At 43.2% G+C, this 20,641-nt stretch carries 18 protein-coding genes; 8 read left to right on the plus strand and 10 right to left on the minus strand.

Annotation, left to right across the window (positions count from 1 at the left end; translation table 11 throughout):
- Window positions 1-235: 235 nt before the first annotated feature.
- Both ACRQ5D_RS06560 and ACRQ5D_RS06565 read right to left on the minus strand, forming a co-directional pair.
- Complete coding sequence (locus ACRQ5D_RS06560) at window positions 236-466, minus strand: hypothetical protein (RefSeq protein ID WP_432328572.1); 231 nt, start codon at window positions 464-466, stop codon at window positions 236-238.
- Window positions 418-1,338, minus strand: coding sequence for an amidohydrolase (locus tag ACRQ5D_RS06565; RefSeq protein ID WP_432328573.1), 921 nt, complete (start codon window positions 1,336-1,338; stop codon window positions 418-420). Before ACRQ5D_RS06565 ends, ACRQ5D_RS06560 begins: the two co-directional genes overlap by 49 nt.
- A gap of 454 nt (window positions 1,339-1,792) precedes the next feature.
- Here ACRQ5D_RS06565 and ACRQ5D_RS06570 point away from each other — a divergent pair, with 454 nt between their 5' ends.
- On the plus strand, window positions 1,793-2,200 hold the full coding sequence (locus ACRQ5D_RS06570) for a DoxX family protein (protein ID WP_432328574.1): 408 nt from the start codon (window positions 1,793-1,795) through the stop codon (window positions 2,198-2,200).
- A 193-nt stretch (window positions 2,201-2,393) separates the two neighbouring features.
- Here ACRQ5D_RS06570 and ACRQ5D_RS06575 read toward each other — a convergent pair whose 3' ends face one another.
- The 4 genes from ACRQ5D_RS06575 to ACRQ5D_RS06590 are packed head-to-tail and all read right to left on the minus strand — an operon-like array spanning window position 2,394 to window position 7,937.
- Window positions 2,394-3,299, minus strand: a complete 906-nt coding sequence (locus tag ACRQ5D_RS06575; protein ID WP_432328575.1) for a DUF1735 domain-containing protein — start codon at window positions 3,297-3,299, stop codon at window positions 2,394-2,396.
- 17 nt (window positions 3,300-3,316) lie between these two features.
- Window positions 3,317-4,774: a SusD/RagB family nutrient-binding outer membrane lipoprotein gene (locus tag ACRQ5D_RS06580; protein WP_432328576.1), complete on the minus strand. Its 1,458-nt coding sequence runs from the start codon at window positions 4,772-4,774 to the stop codon at window positions 3,317-3,319.
- Between the two features lie 20 nt (window positions 4,775-4,794).
- A complete protein-coding gene (locus ACRQ5D_RS06585; RefSeq protein ID WP_431199286.1) occupies window positions 4,795-6,900 on the minus strand; it encodes a hypothetical protein in 2,106 nt (701 codons plus the stop codon).
- The gene (locus ACRQ5D_RS06590) at window positions 6,900-7,937 is read right to left on the minus strand and encodes a carboxypeptidase-like regulatory domain-containing protein (RefSeq protein ID WP_431199287.1); all 1,038 of its coding nucleotides are present in this window, start codon (window positions 7,935-7,937) and stop codon (window positions 6,900-6,902) included. Before ACRQ5D_RS06590 ends, ACRQ5D_RS06585 begins: the two co-directional genes overlap by 1 nt.
- A 227-nt stretch (window positions 7,938-8,164) precedes the next feature.
- Between ACRQ5D_RS06590 and ACRQ5D_RS06595 the strand changes: the two genes are divergently transcribed.
- The 3 genes from ACRQ5D_RS06595 (at window position 8,165) to ACRQ5D_RS06605 (ending at window position 13,184) form a co-directional block, all read left to right on the plus strand.
- A complete protein-coding gene (locus ACRQ5D_RS06595) occupies window positions 8,165-8,497 on the plus strand; it encodes a PadR family transcriptional regulator (protein WP_090532189.1) in 333 nt (110 codons plus the stop codon).
- A gap of 25 nt (window positions 8,498-8,522) precedes the next feature.
- Window positions 8,523-10,199, plus strand: a complete 1,677-nt coding sequence (locus ACRQ5D_RS06600) for a PspC domain-containing protein (RefSeq protein WP_091167226.1) — start codon at window positions 8,523-8,525, stop codon at window positions 10,197-10,199.
- Between the two features lie 537 nt (window positions 10,200-10,736).
- Window positions 10,737-13,184 carry an outer membrane beta-barrel family protein gene (locus ACRQ5D_RS06605; protein ID WP_091167221.1) on the plus strand — a complete coding sequence of 816 codons (2,448 nt, stop codon included), beginning with the start codon at window positions 10,737-10,739 and terminating at the stop codon, window positions 13,182-13,184.
- Window positions 13,185-13,320: 136 nt separating this feature from the next.
- On the opposite strand, the gene ACRQ5D_RS06610 is transcribed toward ACRQ5D_RS06605, so the two are convergent.
- The 3 genes from ACRQ5D_RS06610 to ACRQ5D_RS06620 all read right to left on the minus strand — a co-directional run bounded on the left by ACRQ5D_RS06610 (window position 13,321) and on the right by ACRQ5D_RS06620 (window position 15,886).
- Window positions 13,321-13,449, minus strand: coding sequence for a hypothetical protein (locus ACRQ5D_RS06610; protein WP_432328577.1), 129 nt, complete (start codon window positions 13,447-13,449; stop codon window positions 13,321-13,323).
- 5 nt (window positions 13,450-13,454) lie between these two features.
- Window positions 13,455-13,598, minus strand: coding sequence for a hypothetical protein (locus ACRQ5D_RS06615; protein WP_432328578.1), 144 nt, complete (start codon window positions 13,596-13,598; stop codon window positions 13,455-13,457).
- Window positions 13,599-13,669: 71 nt separating this feature from the next.
- Complete coding sequence (locus ACRQ5D_RS06620; RefSeq protein ID WP_432328579.1) at window positions 13,670-15,886, minus strand: M14 metallopeptidase family protein; 2,217 nt, start codon at window positions 15,884-15,886, stop codon at window positions 13,670-13,672.
- Between the two features lie 182 nt (window positions 15,887-16,068).
- Between ACRQ5D_RS06620 and ACRQ5D_RS06625 the strand changes: the two genes are divergently transcribed.
- From ACRQ5D_RS06625 to ACRQ5D_RS06640, 4 genes are all read left to right on the plus strand, one after another.
- Window positions 16,069-16,383: a DEAD/DEAH box helicase gene (locus tag ACRQ5D_RS06625; protein ID WP_432328580.1), complete on the plus strand. Its 315-nt coding sequence runs from the start codon at window positions 16,069-16,071 to the stop codon at window positions 16,381-16,383.
- Entirely contained in the window at window positions 16,355-18,247 is a 1,893-nt protein-coding gene (locus tag ACRQ5D_RS06630; RefSeq protein WP_432328581.1) for a RecQ family ATP-dependent DNA helicase, read from the plus strand. Before ACRQ5D_RS06625 ends, ACRQ5D_RS06630 begins: the two co-directional genes overlap by 29 nt.
- A gap of 167 nt (window positions 18,248-18,414) precedes the next feature.
- Window positions 18,415-19,686 (plus strand): UDP-N-acetylmuramoyl-tripeptide--D-alanyl-D-alanine ligase, encoded by a 1,272-nt coding sequence (locus ACRQ5D_RS06635; protein ID WP_432328582.1) that lies wholly within the window; start codon window positions 18,415-18,417, stop codon window positions 19,684-19,686.
- Window positions 19,641-19,769 (plus strand): hypothetical protein, encoded by a 129-nt coding sequence (locus ACRQ5D_RS06640; protein WP_432328583.1) that lies wholly within the window; start codon window positions 19,641-19,643, stop codon window positions 19,767-19,769. The genes ACRQ5D_RS06635 and ACRQ5D_RS06640 overlap by 46 nt, the downstream gene beginning before the upstream one ends.
- Before the next feature lie 116 nt (window positions 19,770-19,885).
- Here the strand turns inward: ACRQ5D_RS06640 and ACRQ5D_RS06645 are convergent, their stop codons facing one another.
- On the minus strand, window positions 19,886-20,641 hold the full coding sequence (locus ACRQ5D_RS06645; protein WP_432328585.1) for an ABC transporter permease: 756 nt from the start codon (window positions 20,639-20,641) through the stop codon (window positions 19,886-19,888).

The following is a 20,641-nucleotide window of genomic DNA, read 5'->3' on the forward strand; positions in this document are numbered from 1 at the left end:
AGCAGCAATAAAAAAGAACTATCGGATACTGAATACTTATTTCTTGTTGTTCATGTAATCAATGGTCATATTACACAAGGCTTTTACACCTAAACTAAAGCCGCTTTCATCAATATAAAAATCGGGTGTATGGTGCGATGGTGCTTTCAGCGGATCGCCCCCTTTGGCATACCGCCCAAAAATATGAACAAGCCCGGTACCTTTTCCTGGTAAAAGCTAAAATCTTCGGCGCCCGTTACAGGGGGCGCAACAGCACATTAGCGGCACCGGCAGTTTGCTGCAGGCTCGGCAGCATTTTTTGAGTAAGCCCAGGATCATTATAAGTAACCGGATAATGGTTACTGTACGGAATCTTTACCGTAGCTATAGCTCCCTGCGCTTCGGCAGTTTTGGTAGCTATTTCTGTTACCCGTGCAATCAGTAATTTTTCGTCGGCAGGGGTAAAGGAGCGGAGCGTGCCCAGCATCTCAACAGATTCGGGGATAATGTTTGAGCGATTGCCCCCTTTATGGCACCAATGGTAACTACTGCCGGATTTTCGGTTATATTGACATTGCGGCTCACTATGGTTTGCAGGTTATTGATGATCTGGGCCGAGGTTATGATAGGGTCAACGCTCGACCATGGATAAGCCCCATGTGCGGATCTCCCTTTTACGATGATCTGCATATCATTAACCCCCGCCATAGTACCGCCCGGCCGATAGGTAATTTTGCCAACCTCCGTTTGCGAATTGATGTGCAGGCCAAAAACCACGTCGACTTTTGGGTTTTCCAACACCCCTTCTTTTACCATTTGCTCTGCCCCGCCTTTTTGACCGGGTTCAACGCCCTCTTCGGCGGGTTGAAAAATGAATTTTACGGTTCCGTGCAAGTCTGCTTTCATTGACGATAGCACCTGCGCAACCGCCATGAGTATGGCCATGTGCGAATCGTGTCCACAGGCATGCATCACGCCAACCTCCTGTCCGTTATAAGTAGTTTTTACTTTAGATGCAAATGGCACAGGTGTACGCTCAATAACCGGCAACCCGTCCATATCTGCCCTCAAAGCCACAACCGGGCCCGGATGCCCGCCTTTCAACACCCCAACCACACCGGTAGTGGCTATGCCGGTTTTTACCTCAATACCTAATGATTGTAGATGTTTAGCAATAATGGCCGAAGTGCGTACCTCATGGTTACCCAGTTCGGGATGTTCATGAAAATCACGCCGCCAGGTTATTACCTGTTCCTGCAGGGCATCGGCTTTGGTATTTACCTGTGTACGTAAGGCATTTTTTTGAGCTATAGCTTGCAGCGAACACACACATAGTGATAAAATAAGGCTTGCTTTCATACGGGCTGTTTGGAGATAGTAATATAAGCACAATAGTTTGAATATGATAGATTGGGGAGTAATAGCTATGAGCCCCAATAAAAGTGGCAAGCGTGGTTCTTTTCGTGAGATAACAGAGCCGTTAACTTAAGCCAGCAAGGGGGTTAACAGGGTTAACACAATTTCGATTATACGAACACAAATTATTGAAGATCAATTATTTAATAAACATATAGGGTTACCTAAATCGTCGGCAAACTGGAGCTGGGTGGCCATCAACTTAAATAAGAAAAAGCGCATAATCGCGTGGTCTCGCATAGAAGTCGGCGGGGAGGACTGTGTTTAGCAGCGATGTGAATATTGAAGCTCCATCGTTATTCCAACGCGCGCGCTCAAAAGGGGAATTATTCTCATATCTTAATACCCTCCAACATTTTTATTACCTTAAGCCCTCATATCAACAAAATATCTTTAAATGGCAATTTTAGGCAATTTAGGCAATTACAAAAACTTGGGGTTACTGATCATTCGTATCGGGTTGGGTATTATGTTCATTTATCACGGCTATCCTAAATTGATAGGCGGCACAGAAAGCTGGAAACACCTTGGCGCATCCATGAAATATGTCGGCATCCATTTCTGGCCGGTGGTTTGGGGTTTGCTTGCAGCTGTTACCGAATGTTTTGGCGGTTTCCTGCTTATCATCGGGTTGGCTTTCCGGCCGGTTTGTATCCTATTATTTGTAAACATGATAGTAGCCGCTTTAATGCATTTAGGTACAGGCGGTGGTCTGGGCGATGCCGCTCATGCCATAGAAGATGCTGTTATGTTTGCCGGTTTGATATTTATTGGGCCAGGGAAATATAGCGTGGATAAAAAATAATTACATAATTTAATATTAAGATATCCCGAAATCCCTATCAACATTTGACATCATTTTCGCCTCAAAAAGCCGGCAAATTTGAATCCATAGTTTTTGCAATTTCATATTGAAAGCAAAAGTAAAAGCCGATATCTATTAAAGCAAAACAGGTCGCCGATTGGCGACCTGTTTTTTATTATCTCATTAAATAATTTTATTTATAATAAGTATCCTGAAGCGATCTATCCGCTCCGGTATCATTATTATGAACCTTAAACTTGAAAATAAATTTCTGAGCTATTGGATCAACAGACACTATTTCGGCAGGCGAACTGATCGATATTTTTGCTCCAGCCAAAGTTCCATCAGCCAAAGCAGCTGCGTCATCAGCGTTTATTGCCACTGCAAAGTTGGAATATACACCTGCATTTTGAGTAAATGTAACTTCGTAACGCAGTCCCAGGTATCCGGAAGCAACTTCAAATTGAGTTGGAGTAACCGGAGACAAAGTGGCCGACTGTCCTTTTGCATCAGTTGATGGAGTTCCTGTGCCTGAACTGTTATTGTAACGTAAATAATCCCATTTATAAACGCCGGCAAAGTGGTTACCAATTACGTGATAATAATGGATCCCGAAGTTACCGCTGATAGTGGTTCCTGAAGCGTCTTTTATTACAATTGGAAGCATGTAACTTAAAGACGGATCTAACTTATTTTTATAAATAGTAACCGAAACAATTTTTGTGCGGGTACCTTTTGCTATAGTTACAGAGACATCGGTAAACACAAAAGCGTTTGCAGGCATAGCTACATAAGAAACGCTGTTATCAATTTTCGCGTAAGCTGCAATAACCGAGTTATCAACCGCCAAAGTTACTTTCGTATCAGTTGTCGGGATTGACGGTGACGCAATATTAACTGCAAACTGCCTAACAATAGTATCACCCGCTTCGGTGAACGCATCTTTACTAAAATTTGTCAAACCGCTTATCGGTAATTCGGCAATAGGTTTTGATGCCCCAAAGTCTACGTACCTGTCATCTTTAAGGCACGAGCTAAGTAATGTTACACCCGCCAACAGGATAAGGCCCGTTAGCTTCGAATATATAAAATTTTTCATATCTATCTCGTTTTAAATTATTTAGCCCAGAAAATCTTTGATTTGAATGGGTCAATGGTTCCTTCTTTACCTACGTTATCGGCGTTTTGCTGATACTCAGAAGTTGGATAAAACACCCTGGTTGGTAAACCTGTACCAATTGCTTTTGAATCAATTGATCTTGGCACATTAGGGTAACCTGTCCTCCTGATCTCGTTATAAGCTTCAAGGCTTCCGTAACCGGTTAATGAAATCCATTTTTGAGTAATGATAGCCTGAAGTTTATTAGTGCTCGCTGCCCAGCTAACATTAGCAATCGGCTGGCTATAGTAGGTAACAGCATCATCAGCACTAAGGCCTAAAGCAACAAATGAAGCTTTTATACCGCTCTCGTAAAGTGTTTGTGCATTACCGGTAATGGTTCCGTTTAATACAGCTTCAGCCTGAAGGAAGTATGACTCGGCTGATGACATCAGGATACCATCCTGTGTAGCTGATTTCAACAAGCCCGGGCCGATAGCGCTTGTACCTGCATTCGGAACAGCAGAATCATCGCCAAATATGATACCAACACGTTTGATTTTCTTCGGATCATTGGCTATTGCAGCATAAAACGCCCTGGCCCTTAATGTATCATTAGTAGCCGTTAATATACCTAATTCGTATGCATTAGCACGGAAGTACGCGTTGTTACCGGTTGGGTTACCGTTTTGATCAAAACCAAAACTTCTCCAGAAAGGGCTTTGCTGGCCACCTACCGCGTCGCTATTGGCATAACCAGGTTGAGTAGCGGCTTTCACACTTGCGTTAAGATAGTTAGCATCACCCGAAGCTGGTAATGTAGCAGTTAGTTTACCGCGAACAGCCAAACGTAATTTTAAAGTGTTGGCAAACAATTTCCATTTAGCCATATCACCCTTAAATACGATGTCTGAAACGTCAGGGCTGGTGGCTGAAGCGTTACCGTCAATTAATGCGATAGCTGCATCGATTTGTTTAATCAGGTCGGCATAAATATCAGCTCCTTTATCATATTTGGGGAACAGCGTTTTTGACGAGTTAAATGCCTCTGTGTAAGGAACGTTGTTATAATTATCAACCAGCTGTTCAAAATCATACGCTTTCATGATTTTGGCAATCGCCCTGAATTTTGCAAATGAAGCATCAGCAGAAATAGTTTCCAGCGTGTTAAAGTTGGTTAAGTTTGCATATAGCGGGGCAAATACCTGATAGTTATCCGTAGTGAACTGGTATTGCTGCAACTGCGGGCTCGGCACGTAGTTACCGCTCGGTGATAACTGACCTGCCCAAACGCCGTAGTGAGGGTAATTGATATTAACGATATCCGACGCTACTTTAAGTGCACCGGCCAACGTAAATTGCGGAGTGGTGACCGACGGCGTATTCGGGTTCACCGAAAGTTCTAAGAAGTCTTTTTTACAACCGGATAAACCGATGGTAACCAGACCTACCATTATATAAAAATATTTTTTCATCTCTTTATCTTTTAAACTAATTAAAACGTTACGTGAAGATCAGCACCGTAAACACGGGTTGCAGGCGTTTGCGAAGCACTGTTTGTACCAACATCGTTACCAACAGAGTTACTGAACTCAGGATCGCCCCAAGGGTTGCTTTTCGGAGTCCATAACGCCAGGTTACGACCGGTTAATGCAAAGCTTAAACCTTTGATGAATCCTGTTGTACGGATAAATTTAGTTAGGTCAAAATTTAGTGCGATTTCACGGATTTTCCAGAACGCAGCGCTCGATACCCTTGGGCCGTTTGCGGTGTTATAAGCAGAACTTTGCCAGAAACCATAGTTACCATCGGCAACAGTGACATTGGTATTTGGAGTGTAAACACCCGGCGAAGTTTGGATAACCGAATTAGGATACACAAAACGTGAACGGCCTGCTTCGGTTGAAATTTGTGATGAACCGCCAAAGTTTAAGGTTGAACCAACACCGTTGTAGATGATGTAACCGCCGCGGAACTCACCAACACCCGATAAGGTTACGATATCGTAACTAACCTGGGCATTAACACCAAGGATGTATTTAGGCGTTGTACGGCCAAAGTTTCTTTGAGTAGGATCAACCGATGGCAAACCGGTAGTACCGCTTACAATTACACGGCCCTGAGGATCACGCAACAGATCTGAACCTTTGTAAACCGGGAAAGGCTGCCCCACCACTGCAAAAACGTTGTTATTAATTTGTAACGAGTTGATACCTGGCAATAACGATATAACTTTCGAATCGTTAATTGATAAGTTACCACCTAAACGTAAACCAACTTTGTTTTTAGCTTTGGTTAACACATCGGCGGTTAATTCAAATTCACCACCCTTTGACTCAATTTCACCAGCATTCAATAATACTTGCTGATAACCTGTAGCCGCAGAGGTACTAACTTTAAGGGTTTGATTTTTACTATTTTGTTTGTAATATGTGGCTTTTGCACTAACGCGGCCGTCAAAGAATGAAGCCTCAGCACCAAACTCAATCTCATTGATCGACTCTGGTTTCAAACCGTAGTTATAGTGAATTGAACCTGCAGTTAAAGCACCTAACGAACCATAAGGGAAACCAGAGGTAACGCTGTAGGTATCAGTTAAGTTGTAAGGATCAATTGAGATGTTACCCACGCGGCTAACCTCGCCGTATAATTTTAAGTAGCTTAAAACTTTGTTATTTTTCAGGAAGTCGAGGGCATCAGTGGGGATGAACGACACTTTACCTGATGGATAGTAAAACGACCTGTTTGCAGTACTTAAACGAGAATCACGCTCATTCCTTACTGTACCTTCAAGGAACAGGTAATTTTTGTAGCTTAAGTTTAAAGCCGCATAATATGCAACCTGGCGAATTTTTTGCTCACCCTCTGAAGCAGAGGCAATGCCACCGATTGTGTTAATATTATAAAAGTCTTTGATCAACAGGTTATTGCTACCTGTGCTCATCGCTTTACGGTATTTTTGAGTAATGGTATTACCTAAAAGTAAGTTAACACCAAGGTCGTTATTGAAAAATTTATGATGGATAGTCACTATCGCATCTCCTTGTAACCTCGCATAGCCATCGCCATTGGCGGTACCGTCACCGTATTGGTAGTAATCATTTACCTGGCCCGGGGCTTTACCTGTAGTAAAGGTACTTTGTACACTACCTGCACCCAGCGGATCGCTGATGCTGTAAGGCGTAAAGTTTACCTCGCGGCGGGTGTATTTCTCCTGGTCGATACCAAAGTTATGTGAAACCCTGTAGTTCAGATCAACCCATTTGTTCACGGTGTATGACAAGGTTAAGTTTGACAAGAACACATCCCTTTGTTTGTTGATCCTTGAATTGTCAGTGATCCAGTATGGGTTGATGGCGTAAGCATCATAAAAATCGCTTGGATTTGAGAAGGTACCATTGTTTGAATCCCTGAAATCTTTAATATTCAGGAATGATGGCCACTGGATAAGGTTGGTGAACAACAGCGAGCCATTGTAGCCTGTACCGTAAGTGCTGATATCTGTACGGGTGTATTCAACCGAGAAATCGGCTTTGAAGTTTCCGTAACTTTTAGCGCCACGCACACTCACCGACGTACGGTTGTTTTTATCGCTTGGCACTACACCTTTTTGGTAAGCGTTCTGAGCAGAAAAATAAAATGAGCTTTTGGAATCGCCCTGAGAGAAGCTAATGTTGTTTTGTTCAACAATACCTGTGTTGAAGAAAGCTTTGATAGGATTTTTTTCTGAGCAGAGTATGGAACCATCAATACCGGACCATTAGGACCGCCTGCAGGGTAACCAACCTGCACCATGTGACCGTCATACAGCGGACCATATTGCTGGTTTTCATAAGGAGTGTACAGCGAGAAACCGGTGATAGGATCAACATAAGGAGCGCCTTCACCCCCGTAGATACCGTATTGGTTTTGTAGTTTAGGGAAATAACCAACGTCCTGAAGCTGGAACGAATTGCTGTAAGTAATTACAGGCTTGGCATCCGTACCTCTTTTAGTAGTGATGATCATCGCACCGTTTGCTGCCTCCGAACCATAAAGCGCGGCTGCACCGGCACCTTTAAGGATGTTAATGTCGGCGATGTCGTTCGGGTTGATTGATGATAATGATCCGCCCGGGATTGGCACACCATCAACAACGATAAGCGCGGTGTTGTTACCCAGGGCCGACCTGTTACCACGTAAGGTAATCCTCACCTGAGGGTCGATACTGTTATCAATGGTTGATACCGCCAAACCGGCAACTTTTGCAGTTAAACCGTTAGCAACGTTAATAACGTTTGATTGGGTAAGTTCTTTACCACCAATTTTAGTTGATGAGTAACCGGTTTCTCTTGCCGCCTTTTTAATGCCCAAAGCACCAGTTACAACTACCTCTCCCAGCTGTTTAGCTGAGGGTTCAAGAACTGCATTAACAATTGATGAAGTTCCAACCGTCTTGTCAAGTGACGTGTAACCAACGAATGAAAATGTGAGCGTTGAATTTGCCGGTACGCTGAGAGAGAATTTACCGGCTGCACTGGTTTGGGTACCTATGGTTGTACCCTTAATCTTTACTGTTACTCCCGGAATGGGTAGGCCGTCGTCTTTGGCCGTAACCGTACCAGTAACTGTACGGTTTTGCGCGAATACTTGCGTCATAGACAACACAAGTAAGCACAAACTTACGAGTAGAAGTTTTTTCATTTCGTTAATAATAAGATCAGTTAATAGTTAATTAATCATAAAAGTAATGTTACGTTATCAAAAAGTCAAGTAATTTCTTTTAAAACGTCATTTTTTTTCAAAAAACCAAGTTTCAGCTAAAAGAATAATAATTATAGTACTATGTATTGCATAATACAATCTAAAACATATATCTTTGTATTATGATCGTCGAAAACACCCAAACCCAAATGAGGAAAGGCATACTGGAGTATTGCATCCTCTCCATCATAGCTAAGGGCGAAACATATGCATCAGACATAATTGCTGAACTTAAGAAAGCCCAACTGCTTGTAGTTGAGGGTACTCTGTATCCTCTTTTAACCCGTTTAAAAAATAACGGACTGCTCACCTATAACTGGGTAGAGTCAATTTCCGGGCCGCCCCGAAAGTACTATGTGCTCTCGGACGAAGGCCGGGCGGTACTTGAACAATTAGATAAAACCTGGCAGGAGCTGGTATTTGCTGTTCAAACAGCTATCGGCGATAGAAAATAGAAAAACCTACAAACTCACTACAATCATGAACAAAACAATTATCATAAATATAAACGGCATGGTTTTTCACATTGAAGAAGATGCCTACGAAGTGCTGAAGAATTATATGACGGATGTAAAGCGTCATTTTTCTACTTCGGCCGATAGCCTGGAGATCACAACCGACATCGAAAACCGCATTGCCGAAATGTTTAACGAGATCCTGGCACGAGACGCCAAACAAGTTATTGTTGAGACCGACGTTAAGGAAGTTACCGAGCAAATGGGCAGCGTACAGGATTTTGAAACTGCCGAAACCGACGCCAAAGCTGCAGGTGGCAATCCGTTTGAGTACAATACCGAACGCCGCAGGCTTTTCCGCGACCCGGATGATCACCTCATCAGTGGTGTATGTGCTGGTATTGCCAATTATTTTGACATTAACCCGGCCTGGGTAAGGCTGGCCTTCGCTATCCTGGTACCTTTTGCCGCCATGGGCCTTATTATATATTTTATACTATGGATGGCTGTCCCAAAAGCCATTACCCGCGCCGACCGTATGGCTATGAAAGGCGAAAAGCAGGACTTGAAGGGTTTTAAAAAGAACTTTGAAGAAGAGTTGAGTACCGTACGTGAAAACCTTCAAAACTTTAAGCATGAAGCCAAACCGTTCATTTACCAGGTTCGCGATCTGATCAGCGATATCTTTGAACATCTTGGCGCCTTTTTAAGGGGTACGGGCAGTTTACTTGGCAAACTATTGGCTGCAGCTGTTTTATTGGCCTGCCTTGGCATGACCATAGCGCTAATCGTTTCGCTTGTCGCTTTATTTGCGGCTGGTAATATGGGCATCTACAACCTGTTTCCGTTCAACATAACTAATCACCAGGCCAATGGTATTTTCATGGCGAGCGGCTTTTTAGTACTAACTATACCTTTATTAGCCATTATTTTATCAACGATAGGCTTCCTGTTTAAAAAAGCTTCATTTAACCGTTCAATTGGTACTACCTTGTTATGTATCTGGTTAGCATCCCTGGGTGCGGTTTCATATTATGGCGTAAAAACGGCGGCCGGCTTCCGCGAGGGCGGTAAGTTTACGCAAACAGTTAAACTTAAGCCAACTACAAACAACACGTATTACCTGCAGCTGAACGACACTAAGTATTTAAGTAATGAAGACAGCACACGCCTCAAAATAAACGAGCGCTTTAAAGGCATGATCATTTTAGATGATGATTTTAATGGCGATGATATGCCAAATCGCAACGTTACCATTGATATTGAAAAGAGTGATGTTCCTCAACCTGTGCTCATCGAAACATTCAGCGCCCGCGGCAGCAATCTTGAAGAAGCCTTGATCAACGCCCGCAGTGCAGCTTACCGTTTTGAGCAAAAAGATTCTGTTTTAAATTTCGATCGGCACCTGGAAATGCCTAAAGGCTTTTTATGGCGCGGGCAGGAATTACACCTCACCCTTAAAGTACCTCTTAATGCTAAAGTTGTTATTGATGAAAAACTCGACCGCAACATCAACTTTAATATATATGAGTGCAAAGACCAGGACAAGAATAACGGCATTACAACCGCCACTTATATCATGACCACCAATGGCCTCGAATGTAAAATAGATACCAATACAACAGCGGATAAAATTATGGAGAAGATAAAAGCATCAAAAGATGCAGGTGTTCCGGATACTACCAACGCACCTGGGCGTTAAAAATCGCCTGCCCTATGAAAAGTATTTTTAAATATATAAGCCTGCTAATTTTTAGCGGGCTTATTATTCCTTTTTATTTCCTGTTGCAAACAGGAGGCAAATCGCTTTTAAACAACAGGATAAGCAATCGGGAGGCAACCATCCCCTGCCAAAATGAAATGCCAATTACCTTCCGGATTATTAAGGATATGGCAAAAAATTTAATGCCTGCATTAAAAAGTGAAAATAATCTGTAACCAACACCCCTGTTTTTGCATCTTACTATAAAAAGCAACACAATTACCATTTCCGGGTAATCCGGCAACATAAATTTAATAATCGTTAAAAAATGGCCTAAAAGCCAGGTGGGATTGTTTTGCTAAAATTTAAATCAAAAGCATTAACACAATGAAAACAATCGCCTATATCTCATAATTACTAAACCCTAAAAAACCGGAAAAAGCACCCCGGAAACTAAAAACACTTATTTACAAATTTTTAAAAAGGAGCAATCCTTTAACGGCATTGTATTGCCCTTACTTTTAAACCGAACTAAAAATGAAAGCTATCATACACAACATATTTTATACACTGCTGCTTGTTGCTATCAGCTGTAGTGTATCGTTTGCCCAGCAGGCTCCGCCTGCCGCCAAGGTATCAGGGGCCTTAGTTAACGAGCAGGGCAAACCACTTGATTATGCGACTGTAAGCCTTTTACGCGCCTCCGATTCAACTGTGGTTAAAGGAGCATTAAGTAACGATGCCGGTGTTTATGTTTTTGACAACATAAAAGCGGGCAACTATATTATTAAAGCCACTGTTGTTGGCTATCAAAAAGCTGTAAGCAAAAGCTTCACCGTGCCTGCAAATACACCGCATGTTACAGCTCCTGCTTTAAACCTGCACACAGGCAGCACCGAATTAAAGGCCGTTACCATCACCGCCACAAAACCCCTTATTGAGCGTAAAATAGACCGCACCGTAATGAACGTCGAAAACAGCGTACTTGCAGCCGGCAATACCGCCATGGAAATTTTAGAACGTGCACCGGGCGTTACTGTTGATAAGGACGATAACATCAGCCTGAAAGGTAAACAGGGCGTAACTGTCATGATCAATGACAAGCTAACCTATCTTACGGCAGCGCAGCTGGCTACTTTATTACGTTCAACTGATGGCAATACCATTAAATCTATTGAGATCATTACCAACCCATCTGCAAAATATGATGCGGCCGGCAATTCGGGCATCATTAATATTAAATTGAAAAAGAATACACAATCGGGCACAAACGGCAGTATTACCGTGGGCGGTGCCAAAAGCAAATACTGGCGCGATAACAGCAGCCTAAACCTTAATCACAAACAGGGCAATCTCAATGTGTTTACCTCATTAAGCAGGGGTGATAACAAACGCGGCCACGATATTGGCATTGACCGTATCATTACTGATTCGCTTGGCAATAAAACTTATTTCAACCAGAAATCAAACCTGCCAAGCATCAACCATTACAACAACTATCGTTTAGGTGCCGACTATGACCTAACCCCGAAACATACCATAGGTTTTGTGGTAAGCGGCTATTCAAACAGCGAAAAAGACTTGAATGATAACCGCACAATTATCGGCAAACAATTTGGCGTGCCCGATTCTTCGTTGCACACTACATCAGATATCAGGCAAACCTATAAAAACTTCGCCCTTAACCTTAACGACAGGCTTAAGCTTGATACCAGCGGCCAGGAGCTGAGCATTGATTTGGATTACTCTAAATTCAAAAACAACTCCAATGCCATGTACAATACCGATTATTTTTTACCTGATGGAAGTATACAGCATGAACCACAAATGCTGCGTAACCAAACACCTTCAACCATAAGCATCTACACCGGTAAAGCTGACTACACCAAACCGCTTACCAAAACCATCAAACTGGAAGCCGGGGTAAAATTCAGCAGTGTTAAAACCGATAATGACCTGCAAGCGCAGATCTTCAGCAACGGTGCTTATATTAATGATACTACACGTACCAACCGGTTTATTTACACCGAAAAAATTAATGCCGGGTATTTGAACCTGAATAAGCAATTCAAAAAATTCTCTGTACAATTAGGCTTACGTGCCGAACAAACCCGATCTACAGGTAACCTTATTGGTAGCACACCTGTTAAGAGAAGCTATTTAAATCTTTTCCCAAGCGTATTCATTAATCAAACCATTAATGATAAAAACGAAGTAAGCTTTTCATACAGCCGCCGTATCGACCGTCCGGGCTATGACGACCTGAACCCTTTTGTTTATTACCTTGACCCTTACACTTATTCGCAAGGTAACGCGTTCCTGAACCCGCAATACACTCAAAACTTTGAGCTTAATTATACTTATAATAAAACCATCAACGTAAGCCTCGGTTACAGCCATACTACCGATGCTATTACCGAGCTGATTTTAACAGAAGGCAAGCGTTCATTTGAAACACATCAAAACCTGCAAACCCAAACCGGTTACAATGTCAACGTCAACACACCATTCACCATTACCAAATGGTGGGAGGGCAATGTTAACGCAACCGCGTTTTACCTGGGCTTTAAGTCGGATACCCTTGCCGGTCAAAAGTTCAATGATGGGCAATGGGCTTTCCAAGGCCGTACAACACAAACATTCAAGTTTGCAGGCTACCGCTTTGAAGTAACCGGCGATTACCAATCATCATTAACCTACGGCATTTACAAGATCAGGCCGCGCTACTCGGTAGATATGGGTGTCAGTAAATCATTCATGGAAAAGAAATTCAACATCAAAGCTTCATGCGATGACATCTTCAACATTCGCCGCAATGATTTGAGCAGCCAGGTGGTGAACAATAACTTTGTTATCAAACAAAAAAATGATACCCGGGTAATGCGCCTTACTTTTACTTATAACTTTGGTAACAGTTCTATCAAAATGCGTCAGCACCGCAGCGGCGCCGATGATGAAAAAGGAAGGGTAAAGGGGAATAATTAACCCCCCAGCCCCCTGAAGGGGGAGCCTTTGATTAGCATGGCTATAAGTTAAAATTAAAGGGCTTGTTTCCAAAATGGAAACAAGCCCTTTAATTTTAAAGCGATGTAGCTGCTCCCCCTTCAGGGGGCTGGGGGGCTTACTGCCCCACCATAAATACGGCATTACTGAACAACAGCTTACCGTTTTCCCAGAAGCTGCGGAACAACGGGTCATCAACCATATAAACTACCGAACCGCGGCCCATGGGCTGTACGCCAAGCAGCAAACCGTTTATGATCTTCTTTTTGATTCGGCACCTACAAAGCCTGATACGTAACTATCCTTTTTTATAGTGCCTACGTTCCAGCCATCATCGCCAGAGAAAAGATCGTAGATATCATCATTCAACTTTAATGAATAGTAGTAATCCGGCAAGCCAAAACCAAGCGGATGGGTATTGTCAAGGTTCAGTTTATAAATAGCGCCTGGAATAGACTCGCTAAGCGCTAACCGGTCGCGATCTCCATATAACTTAACCGTTTTATCCTTGTCCTTTTCTTTGTCCTTATCTTCTTTTTCTCTTCCCTATGCTTAATCAGGAAGCCTTTTTTATCAACCAGTAACGATACAGCATTATCCACGGCTATCAGCTTACCACCATCACGGATCCAGTTTTGTAATTTCTCCGAAGGGAAATCTTCATAACGGCCATCGGGGCAAATCACCACATCAAATTCGCCCAGTTTTGTGCGACTTAAGTCCTGATACCTTATTAAAGTAACCGGGTATCCAATCTGCGCCTCAAACAAATGCCAAACTTCGCCCATAGCTTCCGAATTAACACCGTCGCCGGCAATCAATGCTATTTTAGGTTGATGGATAAACCTTACCGCATCCGAACCAATATCCGATCCTTTATCAACAAAGCCTGTTGAAATAGGAGTGATCTCCTGATTAAGTGCTGCAGCTGTTTGTGTAACCACCTGGTCAAAAGCAGCCAGGTCGTTGCCCGCGCGGGTAACAATTAATGAACCTGCTGTAAATTGCTTGCCCCCTGCTTCAAAAGGCTTCTCGGCATAACGCACTTTAATCTTCTTTTTTAGCAAAGCAGCCAAAAACTTCACATCATTAACCGATTGCCACGCCGATACATATGCGTAAGCATGTGTATTTACCAGAGGCTTAGGCTCGGCCACGCTCCATTCGGTACTGGCAGGTTTAAATGATTCCTTCAATCCGTAAGCTTTCAATCCATAAGCATACGGAAGCGACCATGCCGTGATATCATATGTATTCGAGTCCGGGATAAAGGTTTTGGGCTCCAAAAGCACATGCAGTAATACTGCTTTAGGCTGATAGGCATTAACTACCAGGTCGTTTGCGCCAACATTATATTGCTCCGTTTTTTGGGTAACATAGTTAAAGCCGGTAACGGTTTTATTAGCTAAGCCAAAACCATACTGGATGCCGTTGCGGCCCAGCATTTTTGCCAACGCGTTAATTTTATTATTGTTATCGTTTTTAATAACATAGGTTTTGTAATCGCCCGGGGGATTGGCCCGACTGTTGTCAAAAAACTTTTTATACTCATCCAAAAGCTTTTGAGTATTTAACGCGGCTATTTCAAGCGTGCTTAAACTTGTTGAGTGGTGATGGGCTACACGTTGCACCAAAGTAAGGGTATCACCGCTGCGGGTAACCACAGCCAAACCGGCACTGATACCACCTTGCTCATACGTCATGCCGATAGAGCCATTGTATAAAGGATAAGTATCGCCATATGACGGGTAAAGCAGATCGAACTCGTATTTTGTAAAATACATCCAACCGTTCTGGTCAAAGTACTTGGCATTGTTTTTACCAATGGTGATCTGGAACTGGCGTTGCCATTGGGTAATATCTTTATGGTAAGGCTCGGCAGCAGGGGCAAAGTAATATGGTGCGTTATAACCCTGCTCATGGTAATCAACATGTACCTGCGGCAACCATTGATTATACAAACCTACACGTGCCTGGGTTTCTTTTTGCTGTTGCCATGCCCAATCGCGGTTAAGGTCAAAATAAAAATGGTTTACCCTGCCACCCGGCCATGGTTCAACGTGCTCGCGCGATGTTGGGCTGGGATCTGGCGCAGCGCCAACTACCGAATTATAAAAATTAACATAGCGGTCGCGCCCATCGGGGTTTAAACAAGGATCGATAACAACAACCATATTTTTAAGCCAGGCTTTAGTAGCAGCATTTGCCGGATCAACCATGTCAAACAAAGTCCACATCGAAGCTTCACTTGATGCAGGCTCGTTACCGTGTACATTATAGCTTAGCCAGGTAACAACAGGCATGGCAGTGCTGCCGCCGCCGCTTTCTATCCCGGCCAGTTTAAGGTTATTATGACGGATCTCTTCCAGCCTGCCAATATTTTCATCAGAAGCGATGAACATCGCCAGTAAAGGCCGGCCCTCGTTGGTAGTACCAAACTGCTGTAGTTTTACATTTTTTGAAACCGACGCAACGTATCTAAAATATTCGGCGATACGATAATGTGGAGTAAAATGCTCACCCAGTTTATAACCCAGGAACTCCTGCGGCGATTGGATCTTTTGCGCAAAGGCCGGGCAAAAAAACTTACAAATACAAAAAGGAGTAAATGTTTTTTTATCATAAATAAATAATAGATATATAGGAGAAAAGAGATAAGCTAATATGCAGAAAAATATTGGCAAATTGTTAGATGTGCAAATTTCAGATGTGCATATGTAAATGATAAAATGTAATTACAGTTAGTTAAGGTAGAAGAGAACCGCACATCTGGAATTTGCACATCTATAATTTAAAATTTGCACATCTGAAATCCGCATATTTATAATCTGAAATCTGCACATTTGCATATCTGCAATCAACAAACATGACACCTATTCAGGCCCTGCAAAAATACTTTGGTTATAGTACCTTCAGGCATGAGCAGGAGGCTATCATTCAAAATATACTTAAGGGGCAGGATGTAATGGCGCTGATGCCTACCGGTGGCGGCAAATCATTGTGCTACCAACTGCCCGCTGTTTTGCTTGATGGCTTGACCATTGTAATATCACCGCTTATTGCGCTGATGAAAGACCAGGTAGATAGCCTGAACGTTAACGGCATCCCTGCGGCTTTCCTCAATCTCGTCGTTAAATCCCGAGGAAACGAGGGTGCTGGTAAACCGGCTCCGAAACAATGAGATCAAACTACTTTACCTTGCCCCCGAACGTTTGTTCAGTGCCGAAAGCAAAGAGAATAAAGAAAGTAAGCTTATTCCTTTTTTAAAAACGCTGAAAGTTTCCCAGATAGCAATTGACGAGGCGCATTGTATCTCATCATGGGGACATGATTTCAGGCCTGAGTATTTAATGCTTGCCGGGCTTAAGGAAGAGTTTCCGTCGGTGCCGGTTATAGCACTTACGGCTACTGCGGATAAGCTTACACAAAAAGATATTCTTGAAAAGCTCAACCTTCATAAGCCGGCAATATTTGTATCCTCATTTAACAGGGCAAATATTACTTACCGCGTAGCGCCTAAAAAGAACAGCTTTAAACAGCTCATCGCCTTTTTAAATGAACATAAGGATGAGTCGGGGATTATTTATTGCCTATCCCGTAAATCTACCGAGGCTTTGGCCGAGGATTTAAAAGATGAAGGCTTTGCTGCCGAGGCCTATCACGCCGGTCTTAGTAATGAAGTTAAAGCCCGTAACCAGGAAGCTTTTTTACGTGACGACCTCAAAATCATCGTGGCAACCATCGCCTTTGGTATGGGTATCAATAAATCAAACGTGCGCTATGTAGTACATGTTGATCTGCCAAAAAACATTGAAGGATATTACCAGGAAACCGGCAGGGCTGGGCGCGATGGGCTTCCATCGGAAGCATTGTTGCTTTACTCGCCCGGCGATGCAATGAAATTGCAGGCTTTTGCCAAAGTTGAAGGCAACGAGCAGCAAAGCCGCATCATGCTTAATAAGCTTAATGATATGGTTAAATATTGTCAGCTGCTATCGTGCCGCAGGCAATACCTGATGAAATACTTCGACGAAGAATTTCCGGCCAAATGCGGCTCATGCGATGTTTGCTTAACTGAATATAAACGTTTTGATGGCACGCTGATCGCTCAAAAAGCGCTCTCGGCGGTAGCCCGGTTAAATGAACGTTTCGGGGCTAACTATGTAATAGATTTTTTGCGGGGATCGAAAAGCGATAAGATCCGTGAAGAACATAAGCAGTTAAAAACCTACGGTATCGGTGCAGATATCAGCAAGGCCGACTGGCAGCACCACATCCGCGAGCTGGTTACCATGGGCTATCTGCAAACCGCCGGCGACGAATATCCGGTTTTAAAGCTTACCGCGCAAAGTGCAGCTGTTTTAAAAGGCGGCCAAAAAGTTGAGTTTATTGAAATAGAAAAAGTTGAAGAAGTTCATCATGAAGAAAGCCTTCCTTATGAGATTCCGTTATTCAACCGGTTAAGGGAAGTTAGGCGGGGCATTGCCGAGGGTGAAAATGTACCGGCTTATGTTATTATATCCGATGCTACACTGCAGGAAATGGCTACCTACCTGCCACAAAGTTTGGATGAATTGCGAATGATTTCTGGTTTTGGCGATATTAAACTGGCCCGTTATGGTCGCGAACTGCTTGAACCGGTTAAGATTTATTGTGCTGAAAAAGGCCTCGGTTCAAAAATAAAACAGAAATCGCCTAAACGGGAGCGGAAGGCGAAATCACCGGGGCAAACCAAATCTTCTTCGCGAAGCAATGATACTAAAGCCGAAACGTTTAACCTATATCGCTCCGGAAAAACCGTTGTCGAAATAGCTGCTGAGCGTGGGTTCACTACAGCTACCATAGAAACACACCTGAGTTATTATGTACAAAACGGCGATCTGGATATCACCGAAATAGTTCCGCAGAAAAAGATCGCTGTTATTGCCGACGCCGTTGAAAGTTATGGAACTGAAAGACTATCGCCCTTAAAAGAAGTTTTAGGCGATGATTACAGCTACGGTGAAATCAAAGCTGTAATTGGCTGGATGAACAAGGGGGAATAATTTTTGTTAAGTTTGAAACCTTGGGCTCGTTTGCAACGAGCGCTTAAAATGGGCTTGCGTTTTAAACGCAAGCCCGGCGATACAATCGCCGAGCCACGTTAAGCACTCGTTGCAAACGTACGCAAGCTAATGATGACATATTTTTGAATTGTATTTGTTCAACACACATGACTACCACAACCCAACTGTACGATATATACCTCAAACACCCCGTAATTAGCACCGACACCCGGAAGATAGTGCCTGGCAATCTGTTCTTCGCCCTCAAAGGCGATAAGTTTGACGCCAACACTTTTGCACAAAAAGCAGTTGAGGCCGGTGCAGCTTACGCAGTAATTGATAACGCCGAATATCAACTGGGCGAACAGTATTTATTGGTTGAGGATGTTTTAACTACCTTGCAGGATTTAGCGCGTTATCATCGCCGTCAGCTTGACATCCCGGTTATCGGACTTACAGGTACCAACGGAAAAACCACCACCAAAGAACTGATCAATGCCGTATTATCGCAGCATTTTAAAACCCAGGCTACCCAAGGCAATTTAAATAACCATATTGGTGTACCACTTACAATTTTAACCATTGATGCCAGCCACGAGGTGGCCGTTATTGAAATGGGGGCCAATCACCAAAAAGAGATCGAGATGCTTTGCAGTATTGCTCAACCATCGCTTGGCTTAATTACCAATGTTGGTAAAGCGCATCTGGAAGGTTTTGGCGGAGTTGAAGGAGTGAAGAAGGGTAAAGGGGAGTTGTATGATTATTTTGCCCCCCTGCCCCCTAAAGGAGGAGTAAGCAAAACAGATGGTGCTGTCTTTGTCAATAGCGATGATACTGTTTTAATGGAGATGGCTGCTGTCCGTCGTTTACCTCACGTGGAGTATTACGGAACCGATGCTATTGACAATCTCATCAGCGGTGAACTGTTGGAAAATTCTCCGTTGCTCACTTTAAGTTGGACCAATAATAAAACCGGCGACTGCTATCAAGTTAAAACCCAGCTAACGGGTACTTATAACCTGCCCAATATTTTAGTAGCCATATGTATAGGCACCTATCTCGGTTTACCGGCTAATGAAATCAACGCCGGTATCGAGGGTTATCAGCCTAAAAATAACCGCTCGCAAATTGTACAAACAGCTACTAATACGCTCATTTGCGATTATTACAATGCCAACCCAAGCAGCATGTTTGTAGCCATTGAAAACGTGGGCAAAATTGAAGCAAAAAGGAAGGTACTTATTTTGGGCGATATGTTTGAAATGGGGCCGGAAGCGGCTGTTGAACATGCATCTGTTATCCGCAAAGCTATGGATACCGCTGTTGATGAACGCATCTTTATCGGAAAGGATTTTTGGGTGCTTCGCAGTCCATGGATCATGGACCATGGACCATGGACAAGTTTTATGAAACTGCCGAAGATGCCATTGCTGCTTTGAAAGCACAGCCTATTACCAATTCAACTATCCTGATCAAAGGATCGAGAGGGATGGCTTTGGAGCGGTTGGTGGAATTGTTTTAAGTTTTCAAAGTAAAGACGCATCACATGCGTCTCCCATGAGGACAGATAAGCAATCAACGCAAAACCAGTCATTCGGGAAACGCATGTGACGAGTCTCTACCAATTTGAACCAACTATTACTCCCTCCTTAAACTATCAACCGGGTTAGCCAGCGCGGCTTTAACCGATTGAAAGCTGATGGTAATAAAGGCTATCAATAGGGCGATAGCTGCCGATAAGATGAAAGTTGTCCAGCTAATACCCACTCTGTAAGCGAATGCATCCAACCAGTGGCTCATAGCCAGCCAGGCTATCGGGAAGGCTATTACAATAGCAATCAATACAAGCTTTATAAAATCTTTGGCTAATAAGGCAACAACATTAGTAACGGTAGCGCCTAAAACCTTTCGCACGCCAATTTCTCGGGTACGCACCTGGGCGGTGTAAGCAGCTAAACCAAGCAGGCCAAGACAAGAAATTAAAATCGCGATCCCTGCAAAATAGTTAAATAAGGTACCTTCGCGCTGCTCGCCCTGGTAAAGGTTGTTGAATATGTCATCCAGGAAAGTGTAACCAAATGGAAATTGCCCATTGTATTGTTTAAACTCTTTTTCGGCAGCTGCTATGGCTTTTGGCGCACCATCGCCGGTTGTTTTAATATACAGTGAAGCATACGTATCCGGGGCGTAGAAAAACACCATCGGCCCAATTTTTTCACGCATACTTGCAAAGTGAAAATCCTTTACCACGCCTATGATAGTTCCTTCAGTTTTACGCAACCTGAAACGTTTGCCTATCGGGTCTTTCATACCTAACTCCTTAATTGCAGCCTCATTCAGGATATAATGAGCCGAATCACTCACCGAGCCATCAAAACCGCGACCTGCAGTCAT

This window comes from Mucilaginibacter sp. P25, assembly GCF_050859465.1.
Classification (GTDB): domain Bacteria; phylum Bacteroidota; class Bacteroidia; order Sphingobacteriales; family Sphingobacteriaceae; genus Mucilaginibacter; species Mucilaginibacter gossypii.